The 17919-nt window shown below is 66.6% G+C and carries 15 protein-coding genes, 1 tRNA gene and 1 pseudogene; 12 read left to right on the top strand and 5 right to left on the bottom strand.

All coding sequences use genetic code 11. The features are described 5' to 3' along the window. Window positions 1–232: 232 nt before the first annotated feature. From AC5Y3P_RS01860 to AC5Y3P_RS01885, 6 genes and pseudogenes are all read left to right on the top strand, one after another. On the top strand, window positions 233–1741 hold the full coding sequence (locus AC5Y3P_RS01860) for an FAD-dependent oxidoreductase (protein WP_500044168.1): 1509 nt from the start codon (window positions 233–235) through the stop codon (window positions 1739–1741). Continuing rightward, window positions 1738–2379: a TetR/AcrR family transcriptional regulator gene (locus AC5Y3P_RS01865; protein ID WP_500044169.1), complete on the top strand. Its 642-nt coding sequence runs from the start codon at window positions 1738–1740 to the stop codon at window positions 2377–2379. Before AC5Y3P_RS01860 ends, AC5Y3P_RS01865 begins: the two co-directional genes overlap by 4 nt. Window positions 2380–2394: 15 nt before the next feature. Further along, window positions 2395–2468 (top strand) — tRNA-Leu (locus AC5Y3P_RS01870). Between the two features lie 562 nt (window positions 2469–3030). After that, window positions 3031–4089 carry an LLM class flavin-dependent oxidoreductase gene (locus tag AC5Y3P_RS01875; protein WP_500044170.1) on the top strand — a complete coding sequence of 353 codons (1059 nt, stop codon included), beginning with the start codon at window positions 3031–3033 and terminating at the stop codon, window positions 4087–4089. Window positions 4090–4285: 196 nt separating this feature from the next. Continuing rightward, window positions 4286–4336 (top strand): annotated as a pseudogene (locus AC5Y3P_RS01880) (hypothetical protein); the annotation flags it as partial. A 247-nt stretch (window positions 4337–4583) separates the two neighbouring features. Further along, window positions 4584–4727, top strand: coding sequence for a hypothetical protein (locus tag AC5Y3P_RS01885; protein ID WP_500044282.1), 144 nt, complete (start codon window positions 4584–4586; stop codon window positions 4725–4727). Window positions 4728–5006: 279 nt separating this feature from the next. Here AC5Y3P_RS01885 and AC5Y3P_RS01890 read toward each other — a convergent pair whose 3' ends face one another. Continuing rightward, window positions 5007–5633, bottom strand: a complete 627-nt coding sequence (locus AC5Y3P_RS01890; RefSeq protein ID WP_500044171.1) for a hypothetical protein — start codon at window positions 5631–5633, stop codon at window positions 5007–5009. Window positions 5634–5832: 199 nt separating this feature from the next. On the opposite strand from AC5Y3P_RS01890, the gene AC5Y3P_RS01895 reads away from it, so the two are divergent. From AC5Y3P_RS01895 to AC5Y3P_RS01905, 3 genes are all read left to right on the top strand, one after another. Beyond that, a complete protein-coding gene (locus AC5Y3P_RS01895) occupies window positions 5833–6693 on the top strand; it encodes a formate/nitrite transporter family protein (protein WP_500044172.1) in 861 nt (286 codons plus the stop codon). Then, window positions 6690–7139 (top strand): cyanase, encoded by a 450-nt coding sequence (gene cynS / locus AC5Y3P_RS01900; RefSeq protein WP_500044173.1) that lies wholly within the window; start codon window positions 6690–6692, stop codon window positions 7137–7139. The genes AC5Y3P_RS01895 and cynS overlap by 4 nt, the downstream gene beginning before the upstream one ends. Before the next feature lie 142 nt (window positions 7140–7281). Next, entirely contained in the window at window positions 7282–8934 is a 1653-nt protein-coding gene (locus AC5Y3P_RS01905) for an acyl-CoA synthetase (protein ID WP_500044174.1), read from the top strand. 117 nt (window positions 8935–9051) lie between these two features. On the opposite strand, the gene AC5Y3P_RS01910 is transcribed toward AC5Y3P_RS01905, so the two are convergent. Continuing rightward, the gene (locus AC5Y3P_RS01910) at window positions 9052–11319 is read right to left on the bottom strand and encodes a PE-PPE domain-containing protein (protein ID WP_500044175.1); all 2268 of its coding nucleotides are present in this window, start codon (window positions 11317–11319) and stop codon (window positions 9052–9054) included. Window positions 11320–12015: 696 nt separating this feature from the next. On the opposite strand from AC5Y3P_RS01910, the gene AC5Y3P_RS01915 reads away from it, so the two are divergent. Then, entirely contained in the window at window positions 12016–14082 is a 2067-nt protein-coding gene (locus AC5Y3P_RS01915) for a hypothetical protein (protein WP_500044176.1), read from the top strand. Window positions 14083–14181: 99 nt separating this feature from the next. Beyond that, window positions 14182–15054 carry a peptidoglycan recognition protein family protein gene (locus AC5Y3P_RS01920; protein WP_500044177.1) on the top strand — a complete coding sequence of 291 codons (873 nt, stop codon included), beginning with the start codon at window positions 14182–14184 and terminating at the stop codon, window positions 15052–15054. Here the strand turns inward: AC5Y3P_RS01920 and AC5Y3P_RS01925 are convergent. The 3 genes from AC5Y3P_RS01925 to AC5Y3P_RS01935 are packed head-to-tail and all read right to left on the bottom strand — an operon-like array spanning window position 15049 to window position 17317. Continuing rightward, window positions 15049–16410: an alpha/beta hydrolase-fold protein gene (locus tag AC5Y3P_RS01925; RefSeq protein WP_500044178.1), complete on the bottom strand. Its 1362-nt coding sequence runs from the start codon at window positions 16408–16410 to the stop codon at window positions 15049–15051. The two genes, AC5Y3P_RS01920 and AC5Y3P_RS01925, sit on opposite strands and share 6 nt — an antisense overlap. Window positions 16411–16424: 14 nt before the next feature. Continuing rightward, entirely contained in the window at window positions 16425–16631 is a 207-nt protein-coding gene (locus AC5Y3P_RS01930) for a hypothetical protein (protein ID WP_500044179.1), read from the bottom strand. A 26-nt stretch (window positions 16632–16657) separates the two neighbouring features. After that, entirely contained in the window at window positions 16658–17317 is a 660-nt protein-coding gene (locus AC5Y3P_RS01935; RefSeq protein WP_500044276.1) for a nitroreductase family protein, read from the bottom strand. A gap of 251 nt (window positions 17318–17568) precedes the next feature. On the opposite strand from AC5Y3P_RS01935, the gene AC5Y3P_RS01940 reads away from it, so the two are divergent. After that, window positions 17569–17796, top strand: a complete 228-nt coding sequence (locus tag AC5Y3P_RS01940) for a hypothetical protein (RefSeq protein WP_500044180.1) — start codon at window positions 17569–17571, stop codon at window positions 17794–17796. The last annotated feature ends 123 nt before the right edge of the window (window positions 17797–17919 follow it).

The following is a 17919-nucleotide window of genomic DNA, read 5'->3' on the forward strand; positions in this document are numbered from 1 at the left end:
GGCAGTGGTGGCCGCCGTCGCAGGCGTTGCAGCGACACTTACAGCCACCGGTGTGCTTTACGGATTCTGCTGCGCGCATGTGGAGATCATCTCCTCGTCGAAACCCGGTCCGATATCAACATATGACTACTTCACAATAGTTTGGGTCAGCGTGATTGACCAGGCTGGGCCGGTCCGACGCGTGGCGAAAACCGGTCTTTAAATTACGAAACGGGATCGTTACAGTAGTGGGATGACTGGTTCCGGGATGGACACGGACGTCATCGTGGTGGGCGCCGGACCGACCGGCCTGACGTTGGCCTGCAGCCTGCGCTTGCACGGGCTGTCGGTGCGGGTGATCGACCGGGCTGCGGGTCCGGCGACGACGTCGCGGGCGAACTTCCTGCATGCCCGGGGTTCGGAGGTGCTGGCGCGACTCGGGGCGCTGGGCAGCCTGCCGTCCGGGTCGCTGCGCGCCATGAGCATCACCACCTACGCGGGCGATCGGCCGATGATGAAGCTGATGTTCGGTGATCCCGGGATGGGCACCGCCGCGCCGCCCATGGTGGTGTCCCAGGCCAAGGTGGAGGCGGCCCTGCGGGACCGGCTCGCGGATCTTGGTGTTACCCCGCAGTGGGGCAACGGTTTACGGGATCTACGCCAGGATGACGTATCGGTGGAGGCGGAACTGGCTGACGGGCAGCGGATCCGGGCCCGCTGGCTCGTCGGCTGCGACGGCACGTCCAGCACCACCCGCAAGCTGGTGGGCATCGACTTTCCCGGGGTCAAACTCTCCGAGCGCTTCCTGCTGGCCGACGTGCACCTGGCCTGGGACCTGAGCCGGGACGGCACCAGCGGCTGGGTCCACCCCGACGGGCTGGTCGGGGTGATGCCGATGGCGGATGAGTCCGGCCGCGACGACCTGTGGCGGGTGTTCGCCTACGACCCGCGTGGCGGTGAAAAGCCCAGTGATGACGAGATTCTCGACCGGGTTACGACGATCATTCCGGAGCGGACCGGCCGCACCGTGCGCGTCGGGGAGGCCGAATGGCTGTCGGTGTTCACGGTGCATCGGCGGCTGGCGTCGTCGTACCGCCGCGGGCGCGTGTTCATCGCCGGTGACGCGGCGCACGCGCACGCGCCGTTCGGCGGGCAGGGCATGCTCACCGGGGTCGGCGACGCGGAGAATCTGGCTTTCAAGCTGGCGTTGGCGGTACGAGGTTCGGCGGGACAGGCGTTGCTCGACACCTATGAGGCCGAGCGCCGGCCGTTGGCCACCGATGTGCTGCGCGGTACCAGTGCGATGACCCGGATGAACGTGGCCAGTAGCCGGCTCGGCCGGTACTTGCGGGATCAGGTGGCGATTCGCATCGCCGGGTTGCCGGTGGTGCAGCGGTGGGCGACGTATTCGGCGTCGCAGCTGTGGGTGAGTTACCGCAAGGGTCCGCTGGGCGGGCGCGGCCGCAAGCCGCGGCCGGGGGACCGAATTGCCGACCTGGCGTGCACGCGGGACGACGGCACACCGACCCGGTTGCATCGTGAGCTTGGCGGCCGGTGGGCGCTGCTCGAGCCGGCGACGGGGGAGGGGCCCGGGCTTGAGGCGGCGCGGCGCCGGCTCGGCGAGTTCGTGGTGGGCTTGGGCTACGACGGGGTCGGGGCGATGCTGGTGCGCCCGGATGCGCACCTGGCCTGGCGCGGTGGCGACGTCGCGGAGCTGGACCGGTGGCTGCGGGACGCGCTGTCCGCCGGGAGGACGCGTTGACCGAGGCGAGCGGGCGGGGACGTCCGCGTGACCGCGGCACCGACCTGGCCATCCTGCGGGCAGGGCTGGAACTGTTCATCGAGCGCGGGGTCGAGGGCACCAGCATGGAGCAGATCGCCAAGCTGGCCGGCGTCGGCAAGCCGAGCATCTATCGGCGGTGGTCGAACAAGGAGGAGCTGATCGCCGCGGCCATCGAGACGCTGGTGGTCGACGAGGTGCAGTTCGCATCGGTGCAGCAGATCGAGGCGCACTCGCCTGCCGCGCTGGTGGAGGCGGCCATCGACAGCGCGGCCGCCGCCACGACGGCTCCGCAGTACCGGGCGCTGGTGGCCCGGGTGTACGGCTCGGCGGTCAGCCACCCCGCGCTGATGGCCGCCTATTGGGAGCGCTACATCCTGCCCCGCCGGCAGATCGCGGCCCGACTCCTTCAGCGGGCACGGGAGGAGGGGACCGTCGCCGCCGACCTGGACGTGGATGTGGCCATCGACATGATGGCCGGCGCGGTGACTTACCGTGTGTTGCAACCGCACCCACCCGATTTCGACGAGATGCGGCGGTATCTGCGTGCGGTGTATCGGCAGATCGGGCTGCTGCCGTCCGACGGAGCCGACGGCGATGGCGAGGGCGGCCTGAAATAGCATCTCCTGTGCACAGCCCCCATAGCCCAATTGGCAGAGGCAGCGGACTTAAAATCCGCCAAGTGTCGGTTCGAGTCCGACTGGGGGCACCGAGAAACGCCAGAAAATGCCGGTGAGATTCCAGCGGGCGAGGCGACAGGGTTATCTCCCCACCGGCGCGCCGCTGTAGACCCCGATCCGGTGATCATCTGACCGCTCGCGGATGCACTCCCTCGGCTGATTCGAGGCAGCGGGTCACGGCCGGGGGCGCGCGAGAGACGTCGCCCGGGGCGGGTTAAGTCGCACGAGGCTCGGACTTGCGGCCGACCGATGTCGTTGGTAATCGCAATGTTTTGTATGACTGCACTAAATCGATGGAGAACGTTATTCTCATCGGTAAAGAACACGTTGGACAGGACGGGACGAATGCCGAGCGCACAGATGTCTCAGTAGGTGTCCGTGAAACGGATCATCAAGGAGACCGCCGACGCCAAGACGTCCGTGCTGTGGTCGTCCACCGCCTCCTGTCGGGGCACGATCGACGGCAAGGACTTGTGTTGCTCCGATTCGATGTCGAGCGTGCCCGAGGTCGACTCGAGGTCATGTCCACCGTGAAACGGGTTCCTGGCGGCCAGGTTTCGTACTGGCTGATCGATCGCCTACAGGAGGGTGATGAACGCCAAGCAAGAACAGATGGGCGCCAACGAGGCCCCCGAACCGGGCACGGCAGCCACCGCGGTGAGGGGAAACGGACTGGAGATGTCGTGTGGGCTGCCGCCCTCGCCGCAGTTCGCTGATCTGGCGGTCCTGGCAGAACAACTCGGATACACCCGAGTGTGGATCTTCGACTCTGCCCCGCTCTGGGAGGACCCGTTCGTTCACCTCGCCCTGGCCGCTCAGCGCACGACGCAGATCGCTCTGTCGACTGCTGTGCTGGTGCCCGCGCAGCGCTCGCCGGTGGCCATGGCGTCGTCGATCGCCACCATTGCGCGGTTGTCGCAGGGCCGATTTCGTACGTGCTTCGGCACCGGGGGGACCGCACGCCGAGCCATCGGACAACTGCCATGGTCACTGCCCCGGCTCGGGGAATATGTCGAGACGGTTCGTGCCCTGCTGGCCGGGCACACCCCGGTATGGGAAGGCGCAGCCGTGCAGATGATGCACGCACCGACACTCGCAGCATCTCGACCCATCGACGTGCCCATCTGGCTCAGCGTATTTGGGCCAAAAGGGGCCAAGTTGGCCGGCGAACTCGCCGACGGGATCATCGGACCGCCGCACCCGACCCTGCCGACGGCGACCTTGGTGTCCGGGACGGTCCTCGATCCTGGCGAAGAGGTGGCCGATGTTCGGGTCAGGGAAGCCATCGGACCGTGGCGCGTGGTGGACTGGCATGAAACGTATGCCACCGCCGGCCCCGAGGCAGTCGACGCGCTACCCGGCGGGCGGCAATGGCGCCTGGCGCTCGAAGGGCTCTGTGCACCAGAGCACCGCCACTTGTACACCTATGAAGGACACGTCACCGATCTGCCCGAGCGTGACCGTGCGCTGCTGGACCACATCAACTCGAGGATGATGGTCGGGGACGAGTCGAAGACTGCGACTCGTCTGCAGAAGCTGGCCGGCATGGGCTTCTGTGAGGTGATCTACACACCCACCGGTCCCGATGTCGAGCGAGAACTCACCGCGATGATGCGTGCGCACCGCCTGACTCAGGCGGCATCGTCGTGACCCGCCCGTCGTTTCGCTCACATTCCTGAGCGCGTCGCTGCCCGCACCGGTTTGTTGGGCGAACGCGGCGACGGTGGGTTGCGCGGTAGGTGCGAACATGGAGGCGTCACGGAGTGGGGTTTGGATGGCAGGATCTCGGCGTAGCGGTGCCGACTCGAACATTCGCGATGCTCTCTACGAGGCGATCGAACGCGTGATGGCCGACGTCGGGTATGCCGGTGTCAGTTACCGTGCGATCGCCGCTCACGCAGGAATCTCTCCCAGTCATGTGCAGTACTACTTCCCGAGCATCGACGGCGTTTTCATCTCGGCGGTCCGGCGGCGCATCGACACCAACATTGCTCGCCTGACCGAGGCCATGCGGGCACGTCCCAGCGAGCAGTTGCGGGTGCTGTGGGAGTTCAGTGGGGAGGAGGGCACCGGCGCACTGATGTCGGAGTTCATGGCGGCCGGCAACCACCGCCCGCGAGTCGGCGCGGCCATCGCCGAAAGGGGTGGAGAAGGTCCGAGCCGCCGAACTGCATCTGCTGACGACTGCGTTCGGCGTTGGCATCGAAACCGGACATCGCGACGTAATCCTGCAGTTCGAGCGTTACCTCGATGACACCGAAATTCAGCTGCAGCAACGCTACAGCTGAGAAGACATCCCGACGGGGTTCTTGTTCCCGTCCGTGGCCGGACCCCGTGAACTGGTCCACGTGATCGGGGTCCGGCCAGCCCCTTCTTAAAATCCACCAAGTGTCGGTTCGAGTCCGACTGGGGGGCACCAACATTTGTGCCCGTACTGCAGTGCGTTAGCGAACTGCGGCGAACCTTTCCGTCCTCACAAAATGAGGTTGAAAGCGAACGCGGTTAACCAACTCACGCTGGGCGCCGGGTTCCGAATCCCAGCCGGATCCCATGCAACCCCCGATGTCTCAGTGTCGTGCGGCGTCAAGCGCTCTGTGCAGTTCGTCGACGAGCGCGTTCGTCGCGGAATTGAACTTCTCGACCTCCCGGTTGAGGTCGTCCAGCGTCGTCCCGCGGTCGTCCCGCTCGACCTCCAACGACAGGTCCCGGAGGGTGTCGAGTTGCACGGCGATGATCGCTGAATGGTCAAGCAGGTTCTGTGAATCCGAATTCGAGATGAGAAACGATGACCACTGCGCGATCGCCCGGGACAACCGGGTGCGTTCGCCGAGCACCTCCTCGCGGAGCGAATGCAGTGCCGCCTTCAGCTCGTCGGGTGGCAGATCTGCGACCGGGTCGATCAGATGCGCGACGATGTGGCCTCGGGCGAAGTCGCTGGCCGAGTCGTCGGCGACGGTGTGCAGGATGTCCGACAACGCCAGCCGGGTCAGCGGCAGCCAACTCTCTCGGGTGGACATCGCGACCACGCGGTCGATGACCAGGGCGGTGAGGACGAAGGTGACGATGCCGGCCGCCAAACCGGACAGGATGACGAACTCCTGCCACATCTGGGTCTTCAGGTCGAGCCAGATGATGACGGCGGCCAGCAGCAAGGCCCCCAGCAGAAGCAGTTGACGTATCGCCGACCAGCGCATCGAACCCCTCCTCGGCTGCGGGCCAGGTGCTTGGCCCCACACCATAGACCAGGGTGAGCACCCACCCCCGAACCTCACAGCCACCACCGCCGCACCGTGCGGACCCGGCAACGCGCCCGCAGCACCGGCGTCGCCGATCCGCAATCGCGCTGCGACACCGTGGCAGGCCGAACCGTCCAGCAGAAGGGGTTTGGCGTCCATGTCCTATCTCAGCCCGCCCGAGTTCGTCGGCAAGATGATCGATGCCGGTGAATCCAAGGCCCACCTGTCCACCCGCGACACCCTGATCCGGGCGTACATGGCCGGTGCGATCCTGGCGATCTCGGCAGCCTTCGCGGTGACGATCACCGTGCAGACCGGCGACGCGCTGCTCGGCGCGGTGCTGTTCCCGGTCGGCTTCTGTCTGCTCTACCTGCTCGGCTTCGACCTGCTCACCGGGGTGTTCACGCTGGTCCCGCTGGCCCTGCTGGACAAGCGGCGCGGGGTGACCGTGCGCACCGTGTTGCGCAACTGGGGCTGGGTGTTCCTCGGCAACCTGGCCGGTGCGCTGACCGTCGCGTTGATGATGGCGATCGTGTTCACCTACGGATTCAGCGTGGACCCCAGTGAGGTGGGCCAGCGGCTCGGCGAGATCGGGCACAGCCGCACCGTCGGCTACGCCGAGCACGGCGGCGCCGGCATGCTCACGCTGTTCGTCCGCGGCGTGCTGTGCAACTGGATGGTCTCCACCGGGGTGGTCGCGGCGATGATGTCCACCAGCGTGTCCGGCAAGGTGATCGCGATGTGGATGCCGGTCATGCTGTTCTTCTACATGGGCTTCGAGCACTCCGTGGTCAACATGTTCCTGTTCCCGTCCGGGCTGATGCTCGGCGGCGACTTCTCCATCACCGATTATCTGATCTGGAACGAAATCCCCACCGTGGTAGGAAATCTCGTCGGCGGTCTCACCTTCGTCGGGCTTACACTGTTTGCCACCCACGCGCGTACGGCAGCGCCGCGATTCGGCGTGCCCGCCGTGTCGCAACCCGCCTCCGATGAGCAAGGGAAGGTAACCGTATGACACCGATCATGGACAAGGCCGACGCCGCCGCCCTGGTGGTCGCCGCCCGGATCCGCAAGCAACTGAGCTGGGCCGACATCGCCGCCGAACTGGACGCACCGCCGGTGTGGTGCGTGGCCGCGCTGCTGGGGCAGCATCCGCTCTCGGCCGAGCAGGCGCAGCGGGTCTGCGCGCTGCTCGACCTCGAAGATGCAGTGTGCGAAAGCCTGCAGCTCCAGCCCGCCCGCGGCATCGACCCGGCGCTGCGGTCCGACCCCACCATCTACCGCTTCCACGAAGCGCTGGCGGTGTACGGGCCGGCGATCAAGGAACTCATCCACGAGGAGTTCGGCGACGGCATCATGAGCGCGATCAACTTCAACGTCGACGTGCGCCGGCGCCCGGACCCCGACGGTGACCGGGTGGTGGTCACCTTCGACGGGAAGTTCCTGGACTACCGCTGGTGACGACCTGCCGAACCGGTGATCTGCAGCAACCAGGGCGTTCCGGGCAAGGCTGAGCCGAACACCTGTCCAGCACCACAGATGTGAGAGTATCGGCGGAACTTTTCGCCCAGTCGCTTGCAAGCGGCGTGCCCCAAGGGATCCAATGACCAGCGCACTGGCCAACTTCCGGCAGAAACTACAACACCTGGGCGAAGCCGGGCGGGCCGCCAAACGCCTCGTCGACACCGGCGTGCTCGACCTCAAAGATCTGCGCGGCACCGTCGCCGGGGCCAAGCTCGTCGGCGTCTACGGACCGCAGGCGACGATGGCCATCCAGGGCGGCCGGCGGTTTCCCGAATTGCCGGCCATCGTCGACGAGCGCGGAACGCTGACCTACGGCCAGGTCGACGAGCAGTCCTGGGCGCTGGCGCACGCCCTGCAACGTCTCGGCGTGGTGGAGGGATCGGTCGTCGGGTTGCTCTGCCGCGACCACCGCGGCCTGGTCATCGCGATGGCCGCCTGCGGCAAACTCGGCGCCCGCATGGTCTTGATGAACACCGGGTTCGCCAAACCACAGTTCGCGCAGGTCTGCGAGCGCGAGAAGGTGTCGGTGGTGCTGCACGACAGCGAGTTCCTCGGCCTGCTCGACGCGCTGCCCGCTGAGCTGCCCCGCGTGCTGACCTGGGTCGACGACGGCGCCGTGCTGCCCGAGGGCGCGCACACCCTCGACGAGCTGATCGCCTCGAACTCCACCGACCCGATGCCGCCGCCGAGCAAGGCCGGCGGGTCGGTCATCTTGACCAGCGGTACCACCGGAATGCCGAAGGGCGCGCCGCGCGACAGCGTCTCACCGCTGGCGACCGCACAGATCGTCGACCGAATCCCGTTCCCGCGCAAGGGCACGATGGTGATCGTCTCGCCGATCTTCCACAGCACCGGCTGGGCCACCTACACCGTCGGCGCGGCGTTGGGCAACAAGATCGTGACCACCCGCCGGTTCAACGCCGAACGCACCCTCGAGCTGATCGCCGAGCACCGGGCCGACATGCTGGTGGCGGTCCCGACCATGCTGCACCGCATGGTCGAACTCGACGCGGCGACCCTGGCCAAGTACGACACGTCGTCGCTGCGGGTGATCCTGATTGCCGGCTCGGCGCTGAGTCCGGACCTGAGCGAACGGGTCCAGGACACCTTCGGTGACGTTCTGTACAACATGTACGGCTCCACCGAATGCGCCATCGCCACCGTCGCCCAACCGGCCGAGTTGCGCGCCGCGCCGGGCACCGCCGGACGCGCCCCGGTCACCTGCGAGGTGGTGCTCTACGGCGACGACGACCAACGCCTGCACGGTGCGCACCGGCGCGGCCGGATCTTCATCCGCAACGGGGCACCGTTTCAGGGCTACACCGACGGGCGCTCCAAGCAGATCATCGACGGCTACATGTCCAGCGGTGACATGGGTCATTTCGACGAGAACGGGCTGCTGTTCGTCGACGGCCGCGACGACGACATGATCGTCTCCGGCGGGGAGAATGTCTTCCCGCAGGAGGTGGAGAACCTGCTCGAGGAGCGCGACGACGTCGCCGAGGTCGCGGTGGTCGGCGTGGACGACGTCGAGTTCGGAAAACGGTTGCGGGCCTTCGTCGTTGCCGAGCCGGGCGCTGCGCGCGACGCCGAGGAGATCAAGCAGTACGTGAAGGGCAACCTGGCCCGGCACAAGGTGCCCCGCGACGTGGTGTTCATCGACGAGTTGCCGCGCAACGCCACCGGCAAGCTGCTGCGCCGCGTGCTGGTCGAGATGGACGTCGAGGACTGAGTCAGGCCGACGCTTTCGCGTTCACCGCGCACTCAGGCCTGAAATAGCGGAGCGCTCCCTCGGCTCTCCCCTCCCGGCAGCCGAGGAAGCGCTCGCGCCTCCAACAGAATTCGTCGCCTAGGCGGCGTCCTTCTGCTTCTCGTCCGTGTTCTCGTTAGCGGCGGGTGCTGGCGCGGTTACCTTCTTGGTCGGGGTGAGCGACTTCTGCACCTTCTCGCCGGTCTTCTGCAGGTTGTCGCCGGCCTTCTTCACCTCGGCCTTGAACGACTCTCGGACCTGCTTGGCGCCCGCCTCGACCTTGTCGCCGACCTTCTTCAACTCCTTGCCGACGTTGTCAGTGGCGGTCTTCAACTCCGTGCGGGTCTTGACGCGCTGATCCTTGAGCTCCTTGGCGATCTTCGTGGCTGGAGGTGCCAACGGGCTTTCGGTGTCGAGGACCGTCGGGGTTTCGACACCGAGGTCCGAGGCGGCCTTCTTGAACAGCGTCGGCCCGCCGGGCGCGACGCCTTCACTGTCCTCGCCTTCGACACCTTCGATGGTGACGCCGGGACCGGCCACCTTGGCGTTCAGGTTGCTGACATTCAGATTGCTGGGGCTGGAAGTGACGGCCGGAGCGGGGTCAAGTGTGTCGACCTTCATCACGTCGTCGATCGCACCTTCAACCGACGAGTTCGCCTGATCCACCGCATTCAGAACGGAGTCCAGGGCAGGCCGGACCTGGTTGTACACCTGGTTCGCGAAGCCCCGGACGGTGTCGATGCCGTCATTGAGGGCGTTGGAGACTGCCATGAACACGGCGTTCTGGATGATCGCCTTCATAGCTTCGTTCAGTTCCGTCTGCCCGGCGATTTCCGGCGTCCACGCCACCGGGTTGAGCAGGTTCGCCTGGATGTCATCGACCAACGCGTTCGTGATCTTCCAGCCCGCATCGAACTGCTCACTCGGGGTCAACGCTGAATGCCACAGCAGGGCCTGCTCGCCACCCATGTCGAAATCGCGTTCCAGGTCGCTCGGGTCGACGTCCTGATAGCCGGTGTTGATCGCCATCCGCAACGCGCGCTCAATCGAATCATGGAAGGGCTGCGGAACATCCACACCTGCCAGACCAAGCAACCGCGGCAACAGATCCAATGGCTCGAGGATCGGAAGGTTGCCCGAGTCGTATGTGATGAAGAATGACTCCCCAGGGATCTTGGTGAGGTCAGCGATGTCATCGATCACGCCTCGGAGACCCAACAAGGTGGCGAGCTCTGCAATAGTTGACCAACCGGGAACCAGGTCCAGGCCCTGCCCCCCAGTGGGGTCCAGCATGACGGCAGTGCCGTTGAGTACAGCAGCGAGCAGTTCGGGGAATTGTCCGTTGGGGTCGAGTGGATTTATGTTGGTGTTGCCAAGGTTCAGGCCATCCGGGATCAGGTAGGTGATCAGAAACCCGCCCGCCAGGGCGTTGGCCCACGCCAACGGGTTCAACGTCGTCGGCGCGTCCGACCAGATGTTGTACGCGGCGGTGATGTCCAGTACGGACGTGTTGAGGATCTTCGTTGGGTCGTCGGGATCGTTGGTGTAGCTGCCGCCGTCAGGCGTCGAGAGGTTCAGTCCAAAGAGGTTGGTGAAAGGCGTTGCAAGCGCTGCCAACCCGCCGCCCGGCCGGCTGGGGTTGTTGATGAAAACCAGCCACTGTCCAGTGACACCCTCGCCCCAGTCGTCGCTGTCGGAGGTAACCGCTTCGATCATGTCGCGGTACGCAAGCGATGTCGTCAACCCACCCAAGCCCTCGGACAGAATGATGGCCCGCCGCTGGTTGACGATCGGAGTCCGGGCAACGATGGCCTGCGCGGCCTCGCCGAATGTGGAATTCCATGCGACTATGTCGTCGCCGAGAAAGAGATTCACCAATGCTGCGCCAGCAAGGGTGATAGGGAGGTCGCGAACGGCCTCCGGAACCAATCCGAGCACTAGATCGCCGGTGTACTCCAGGCCGTTGACCGCGTTGTAGACGTCGCTCGGAAGCGGGCCGGGTGCACCCATCTCGACGGGGGTGATGGCGTCGAGGAGATCAACGATTGCAGAGAGCTCGTCGCCTCCAATGGCGCCCAATACCGTTTTGGCGAGGTCGATCGGTGTGAGGCCGAGCGCGTCGGCCACCCAGAAGATCGGCCCCACGCCGTACACACCGACGATATCGGGTATCTCAATGTCGAGTGGAAGAGCTGCGAGGTCGACGGGTAGCTGCTCAGCGGCAATCGTCTGCTGCTGCAGTGGCTGAGCCTGGAACATCGGGGACGTTACGCCCACGGTCAAGGCTGCAGTCGTGGCCACCGCGGCCGCAGTAACGGCAGCGGCCTTGGCTTTGCTGAGCTTGGGTGGCGTTGGGCGTGACGTCATCGTTGACTCCCCCTGGGCTGTGATCTGGGTAACGCTGGCGCGCTGAACCATAGCAAACGATCTCAGGAAAAACTCAGGCTTTTGGTTAGCTGTGGATTCCACGCCCCTATTGGCGACCTGGAAACACCAGGTAGGGCCGATTTCAGGGCCGTTGGAATTAGCTGAAACGAGTCTGAGTGCGCCGACTGCAACGAAATCCGTGGTCAGGCGCGCGTCGGTACGGCTGCGGGCCGCGGCTAGGTGGTGAGCGGACATCGACCGCCTGATGCCGACCTGCCGGTATCGCCCATTTAGGCAGGTTGTGCCACTTCACTGAACCCGCAGCTGACCTGGCGGAACAGCCGACCCGATGCTGCCCGGCCCAACCGCGTCGGCGCAGGGGGCTGCATTCGCTCGTGGTCGCCGCGGCCCACGTACTGCGACTGCCCGGGCCCGTGCGGTGCCGCCTTGGGTGTGGGCAACCTAACCGATGCATCTCGGAAACCCCGACAGGACGCCGCAAGTGCGCCCGAACTCCCCTTTGCCCGCCCCGGTCCGGGCGGGCGTGGTGTTCGCTGAAGATTGGTACCGCCGTACTCGAAACGCCGTTGTCGCCGCAGCCGGGCCGAGAAGGCGACGCCAGTCCACGCAAATACACCTTGGCGGTGTGCCGAAAACGCTAGCGTGCCCAACGGTGACAACGGAAAAGGGGCGAGGATGACACGGGTCGGGGCGTGGGTCGGTGCCGGAATGTTCACCGCGGGGGTATCGGCAGCCATGCTCGCCGGTGCGGGCGTCGCCACAGCCGATGACGACGCCGGCCCCCAGTCGGACACCAAGCCGACGGCCACGCAAGACCGTGCTGAGCGCGGACCACAGACCCGCGCCCAACGCGCCGGGGCGCACCGGCCGAAAGCCAAGGTTTCGGGTGTCGAGGCCACCCGCACCGCGACCGATGCGTCCACCGCCGTGGGTCCGGGGGCTCACACCAACGCCGCCAAGATCGCCGACGGCGCCAAGGCCGACACCACCGACGCCGACGCCGAGAAGCCGGCCCGCGTTCGCTCCGGCTCGATCACTCGGACCGCAGACTCGGTGCGCACGAAGGTCCGCGGCGCGCTGCGCGAGGCCACCGACGCGGCCCGGGACACCAGCACGGACTTCGCCGGTGAGGTCGCGGCCAGCCTGGCCGACACCGCTGCCGGCGCCGCCGAGACCGCGCCGGTCGAGATTCGGGTCCGCCCGCCGATCAGCATCCGCTCGGCGGCGGAGTCGTTGCGCGTCGAACGGGTCGGCCCGTCGGCGCTGAAACCGGCAGCGGTGCAACCGGATGCGGACCCCGCCGCGGCGCTGCCGCCCGAGCCGCCGAAACCCGCCGCCGACCCCGCCGTCGACGCGTCGGCCCGCACCGCAGCCGACGTCGTCGCACCACGGGCAGCCGAGTCGGCGCCCAACAGCACCGGCCGCCCGGATCCGGTCGAGGCGATCCACGATGTGCTGCGCGGCCTCGGCGCGCTGTTCCTCAACCCGGAACCGCAGGACTACCCCAAGCCGCTGTCGCTGCTCGGCGACGTCGTGTTCGACACGTTGGCCACGTTGGAACGCGTCGTCGGTGGCGACCCGGTGGTGCCGCCCGAACTGCGCAATCAGGTGCAGGTCAGCAGTTCGACGCTGAAGGTTTCCGAAGGCCACGTAGTCGAATCCAATTGGTATTTCCCCATTGTCGGTGAAGGAGAGTCCCAGCCGGACCGAATGATCTACCTGCAGCACGGCTTCTTGGCCAACGGGCCGCTGTACAGCTACACGGCGTCCTATCTGGCCAAGTCGACCAACAGCATCGTCGTCACCACCACGTTCACGTCAAACCCGTTCGAGGCCGACGGGATGTGGCTGGGCGGGGACAACCTGCACGAGGCGGTGGCGCAGCTGTTCCTCGACCCGGACCGGGAAGCGCTCAACGCCAGCATGGACACCGCGGAGATGAACGCCGGCGGCGACGGCACGCTCACCGTGCCGGAGGACTTCGTGCTGGTCGGGCACTCGCTCGGCGGCGGGTTCGGGCCCGGGGTGGCCGGCTACTACGCCGAGGGTCTGACCCGTCGACGCGAACAGGGCCTGTCAGCACCCAATGATCTTGCCGGCGTGGTGATCTACGACGCGGTGCCGATGGGTTCGATCCTGCCCGAGGCCATGGACCGGCTCGACCGGCTGCAGACCAACGGCACCCCCGAGACCGGCGACGACGATCCGCTCGACTACATCCCGGTCTACGAGATCGGCGCCCCGCTGAACTTCCTCAACGTGTTCAGCGACGTCAACGACCAACTCAGCGACGCGCGGCCGGACCAGTTCGTCGGGGTGGTGCTCGAAGACGGCGTGCACATGGACCCGATGCAGGGCGGCAACCCGCTGATCCAGGCCGTCGCCTACCTGATCGCCGGATTCCCGCAACCGCAGAACCCGTTGGCCGTTCGGCAGTTGTCGGCGGGCTGGATCAACGACATGTTCGATGAGAAGATCGATCCGGACACCGGGGCCTGCAAGGAGAGCGAGGATGTCAAATGCGCGGGCCAGTACGGGGATGACGACGGCAACGACTGGTTCACCATCAGCACCACAGAAGGCGACGCGGTCGCGGTGCTGATCGGCACCCAGACCGCCACCGACATCACCTCGCTGCGCGCGATCAGCGCGACCGACTTCGTCACGGCGTTGCCCGCCAACGTGCTCAACGGTCTGGCGACCACCTGCGATTTGTTCTTCGGCGGTACCTGCCCGGTATAGAGCTGTACCCGGGGCTTGTGGCGCAACGGGTTTCGCGCGACTACCTTCGGTGGGGCAACAGCAGAAATTTGCCGCGAAGACACCGATGAGGACGACACCGTGCCCCAGATAGCGCGATGGATCGGTGACCCGGTGTGGTTGGCCGACGTGCTGCGCGACGAGGGTGTCGACCTCGTCGAGTTCCCCGGCTGGCGCAACCGCGGCCACGGCGACTTCAAGGACATCCGCGGTGTCATGGTGCACCACACCGGATCCGACCACGCCAGTGCAGCCTCGATCGCGCACGGCCGACCGGATCTGCCGGGACCGCTGTCGCAACTGCACATCGCCCGCGACGGCACGGTGACCGTGGTGGCACTCGGTGTCGCCTGGCACGCCGGCGTCGGGATGTACCCGTGGCTACCCGCCAACATGGGCAACTGGCATCTGATCGGAATCGAATGCGCCAACAGCGGCACCAGTCCGACTGCGCGGCACCGCACCAACTGGCCCGACGCCCAATACGACGCGCTGGTCCGTTGCTGCGCGGCGATCAACCGCCGGCTCACCCAGAACGCCAACCGCACCATCGGGCACAAGGAGTATGCCGGTCGCGCCCAAGGGAAATGGGATCCCGGCGCGATCGACATGGACATCCTGCGCAACGACATTCAAGCCAGGATCGGCGTCATCGACCAGCCGGCGCCGACGCCGCGCCCGCCGGTGCCGGTCGGGGAGTACGCCCACGTGCTGTTGTTCCGCGGCTCGGACGGGCCGCAGGTTGCCGAACTACAACGACGGCTCAAATACGGCTATCCCAGCTACGCCGGCGACCTGGTGGTCGACGGGATCTTCGGTCCGGAGACCGAGGCCGCCGTCCGACAGTTTCAGCGCCGCACCCCAGGACTGCGGGTCGACGGGATCGTGGGGCCGGCCACGGCCGCCGCGTTGAATCTGAAGGTGGTGGCACCGGACAGCGGCGAGCTGTCATAGCTGGGTCGGCGCGCCCGCGGCAGCAGCGGGGCGCAGCCGGGCGATCATGCCGTCGAGGTCGCGGACGAACATCTCGGGTCGAAAGACGTGGCCGCCGAGCGCTTCATGGCCCTCATGCGGTATGCCGGCCGCGCTGAGCCGCTCACGGAACTCGCGTTGACCGGCCAGCACCTGCGTCTCGTTGACGCTGTCGAACCAGTTCAGCGGATCCGGGCTGGTGCCGGCGACCAGGAAGATCCGTTTGTTGCGGTAACTGTCGATCCGCTCGACCGGGTTGTCGGCGCTCACCCGGGCCTGATCCCACAGCGGTGCGCCGTAGACCGTGCCGCCGGCCAGGTCCAGCACCGCCGAAGTGATGTTCGCCCAATGCACCACCAGGCCGAAATCACGGCGCAGACTGGCCGGCCCGGAGTGGCTGCTGACCGAAGCGAAGTGGCCGTAGTACTTTGCGGCGTACTTCAGCGCACCGAAACCACCCATCGAGAACCCGGAGACCGCGCGGCCGTCGTACTCGGCGTAAGTGCGGAAGTTCGCCTCGATCCACGGCAACAGTTGGGCGATGTGGAAGGTCTCCCAATTCCGCGGGCCGACAAAGGAACTGACCGGGTTGGAGTACCAACCCGCGCCGCCGCCGTCGGGCATGACCACGATGAGCGGCTTGCCCGCGGTCAGCTCTCGCACGCCCAGGAAGTCGAACTGGCGGAAGTCCGCAGCGCCGCCGTGCAGCAGATACAGCACCGGGTAGCGGTGTCCGCTGGTGCGGTAGTCATCCGGCAGCAACACGTTGATCCCGGGGTTCCAGCCGATCGCCGCGGTCTGGAAGCGGTAGTACCACAGCCGTGCATCGCTCTCGTTGCGGTCCACGATCCGCAATCCGAACCCGTCACTGCGCCCGACGAAGACGACCAGCACCTGCCCGGTGCGGATGACGGCGGGATCGGCGATCCCGTTCACCCGAGCGATCAGCGGGTAGAGGTCGGCGTCGCCGTAGGCACGGTTCGCAATCGCGGCCAGGGTGTCGCCGGCGACGACGGTGTGACGCGTGATGTCCGGGATGATCAAAGGCTGGCCCGGGCTCAGGCCGCTGCCGGGAGCCAGGCCGTTGGCCGCGCCGATCAGCCAATCCAGTTGCGCGTCCCCGTAGAAGCGGTTCGCCACCGCCGCCGGGGTGTCGCCGGCGACGGCCGCATACCGTGCGTAGTCCGGGATGATCAACCGTTGTCCCGGGTTGATGACATCGGGGTCGGAGATGCCGCTGGCGGCGACGATCAGCCGATACAGGCCGGGGTCGCCGTAGAAGCGCAAGGCCAACGCCGACAGCGTTTCCCCCGCCGCAACCGTGTGTGTTCGGACCATGACGGCTCACTCCTTCATCGGCGCTGATCTCCATTCTGCGCCCGCCGCAAGGCCCGTGTTGCCGCGATCACCACACTGGATCCGACCGACAGTGCGAACACCGCGAGCACGGCACTGCGCGCGTTCTGGGTGCTGATGAACGCCCAACCCTGCAGTCCACCCGCGGTCAGCGCCAGCACCCCGAAAGCCAGTGCTGCCAGGGCAAGTCGCCTACTGGTCACGTCTGCGAGTCCCGCCGCGTCGGGGCTCAGCTCGACGGCTGCCGGAACGCGCGGTTGCCGTAGCGGTCCAGCGACACCAGCTCACCGACCGGACGACGCGTGGTGGGTCCGTACTTGCCCTTGGGCCAGCCCATCGGGATCACCGCGCACGGTGTCACGTTCCACGGCAATCCGAGTGCGCGGCGAGCCAGGAACTTGCTCCACAACGGGATGGTGATCAGAGCGGCGCCCAGACCCGCCGCGCGTGCGGCCAGCAGCAGGTTCTGCACCGCCGGGTAGATGGAGCCGTAGGAGCTGGTGGTCGCGATCGGCGGCCACGGCGGGACGACCCCGTTGAGGCAGGCCACCACGACCACCGGGATCTCGTCGAAGTGCTCGGCCTGCCAGCGCACCGCCTTCTCGATGCGCTGCATCTGGTCGTCGGCTTCGGCGTCGCCGGCGTTGCGACGGCTCGCGATCCGCGAGTAGATCCCCGCCCCGACGTTCAACGCGCGCCGATTCAGCCGCCCCAGTTTCGCCACCACGGCGCGGTCCTTGACCACGATGAACTCCCAGTTCTGCGCGTTGGAACCGGTCGGGGCCTTCATGGCGAGCTCGAGCAGGTGCAGCAGCAACTCGTCGTCGACCGGGTCGGGTTTGAGCCGGCGGATCGCCCGCTGGGTGCGCATGGCCTCTTCGAGCGGCATGGTCAAGGGCAGTTGTGGGTTCATCGTTCGATTCGAACACGATCAGCCTGGTGCGGGGGCGACTCGGGCCAAACAGCCGGGCCGGGGATGACTTCGCTGCCTCGTTGTCCCCCGATCGGGGGACACCCGATTCATCCTGCGTAACCGCCGACTGCCGGACAGACCCGACGGCGGATCGGCGCGATAGTTGTATCAACGCCGGAACACACCGGCAGGAGAACCCAAAAGTCAACTAGCACAGGAGAATTCAAATGACCACCATCGCCCGCCGGATCGCCTCAGGTGCCCTCATCGCCGTCGCCCCCGCCCTGCTCGCCATCGGTGTCGCCACCGCCAGCCAGGCCGAGACCGCGCCGGTGGACCGGGGCCCGAACATGAGCCAGCCGGTGCACCACGAAGCCTTCCCGCACCAGGACAAGTCGTTCCACCAGCCCGGCAGCGTCGCACACCACCACCACCAGTACAACCGCAACCGCTGAATCGAGGGGGACGGCGGGGACTGACCACACGGTCAGTCCCCGCCGTGTTGTTGTTGTATGCCGTGTTGCTGTATGCGGTACCGGTTACACCTGCCCCGCGGTCAGCGACATGCCAACATGGGG

This window comes from Mycobacterium sp. NGS45, assembly GCF_059812645.1.

What these genes read in the sequence shown, in the direction of transcription:
- AC5Y3P_RS01860 (WP_500044168.1), top strand. Translation starts at nt 233, where the DNA reads ATGACTGGTTCCGGGATGGACACGGACGTCATCGTGGTGGGCGCCGGA.
- AC5Y3P_RS01875 (WP_500044170.1), top strand. Translation starts at nt 3,031, where the DNA reads ATGAACGCCAAGCAAGAACAGATGGGCGCCAACGAGGCCCCCGAACCG.
- AC5Y3P_RS01890 (WP_500044171.1), bottom strand. Translation starts at nt 5,633, where the DNA reads ATGCGCTGGTCGGCGATACGTCAACTGCTTCTGCTGGGGGCCTTGCTG.
- AC5Y3P_RS01895 (WP_500044172.1), top strand. Translation starts at nt 5,833, where the DNA reads ATGTCCTATCTCAGCCCGCCCGAGTTCGTCGGCAAGATGATCGATGCC.
- cynS (WP_500044173.1), top strand. Translation starts at nt 6,690, where the DNA reads ATGACACCGATCATGGACAAGGCCGACGCCGCCGCCCTGGTGGTCGCC.
- AC5Y3P_RS01905 (WP_500044174.1), top strand. Translation starts at nt 7,282, where the DNA reads ATGACCAGCGCACTGGCCAACTTCCGGCAGAAACTACAACACCTGGGC.
- AC5Y3P_RS01910 (WP_500044175.1), bottom strand. Translation starts at nt 11,319, where the DNA reads ATGACGTCACGCCCAACGCCACCCAAGCTCAGCAAAGCCAAGGCCGCT.
- AC5Y3P_RS01915 (WP_500044176.1), top strand. Translation starts at nt 12,016, where the DNA reads ATGACACGGGTCGGGGCGTGGGTCGGTGCCGGAATGTTCACCGCGGGG.
- AC5Y3P_RS01925 (WP_500044178.1), bottom strand. Translation starts at nt 16,410, where the DNA reads ATGGTCCGAACACACACGGTTGCGGCGGGGGAAACGCTGTCGGCGTTG.
- AC5Y3P_RS01935 (WP_500044276.1), bottom strand. Translation starts at nt 17,317, where the DNA reads ATGCCGCTCGAAGAGGCCATGCGCACCCAGCGGGCGATCCGCCGGCTC.
- AC5Y3P_RS01940 (WP_500044180.1), top strand. Translation starts at nt 17,569, where the DNA reads ATGACCACCATCGCCCGCCGGATCGCCTCAGGTGCCCTCATCGCCGTC.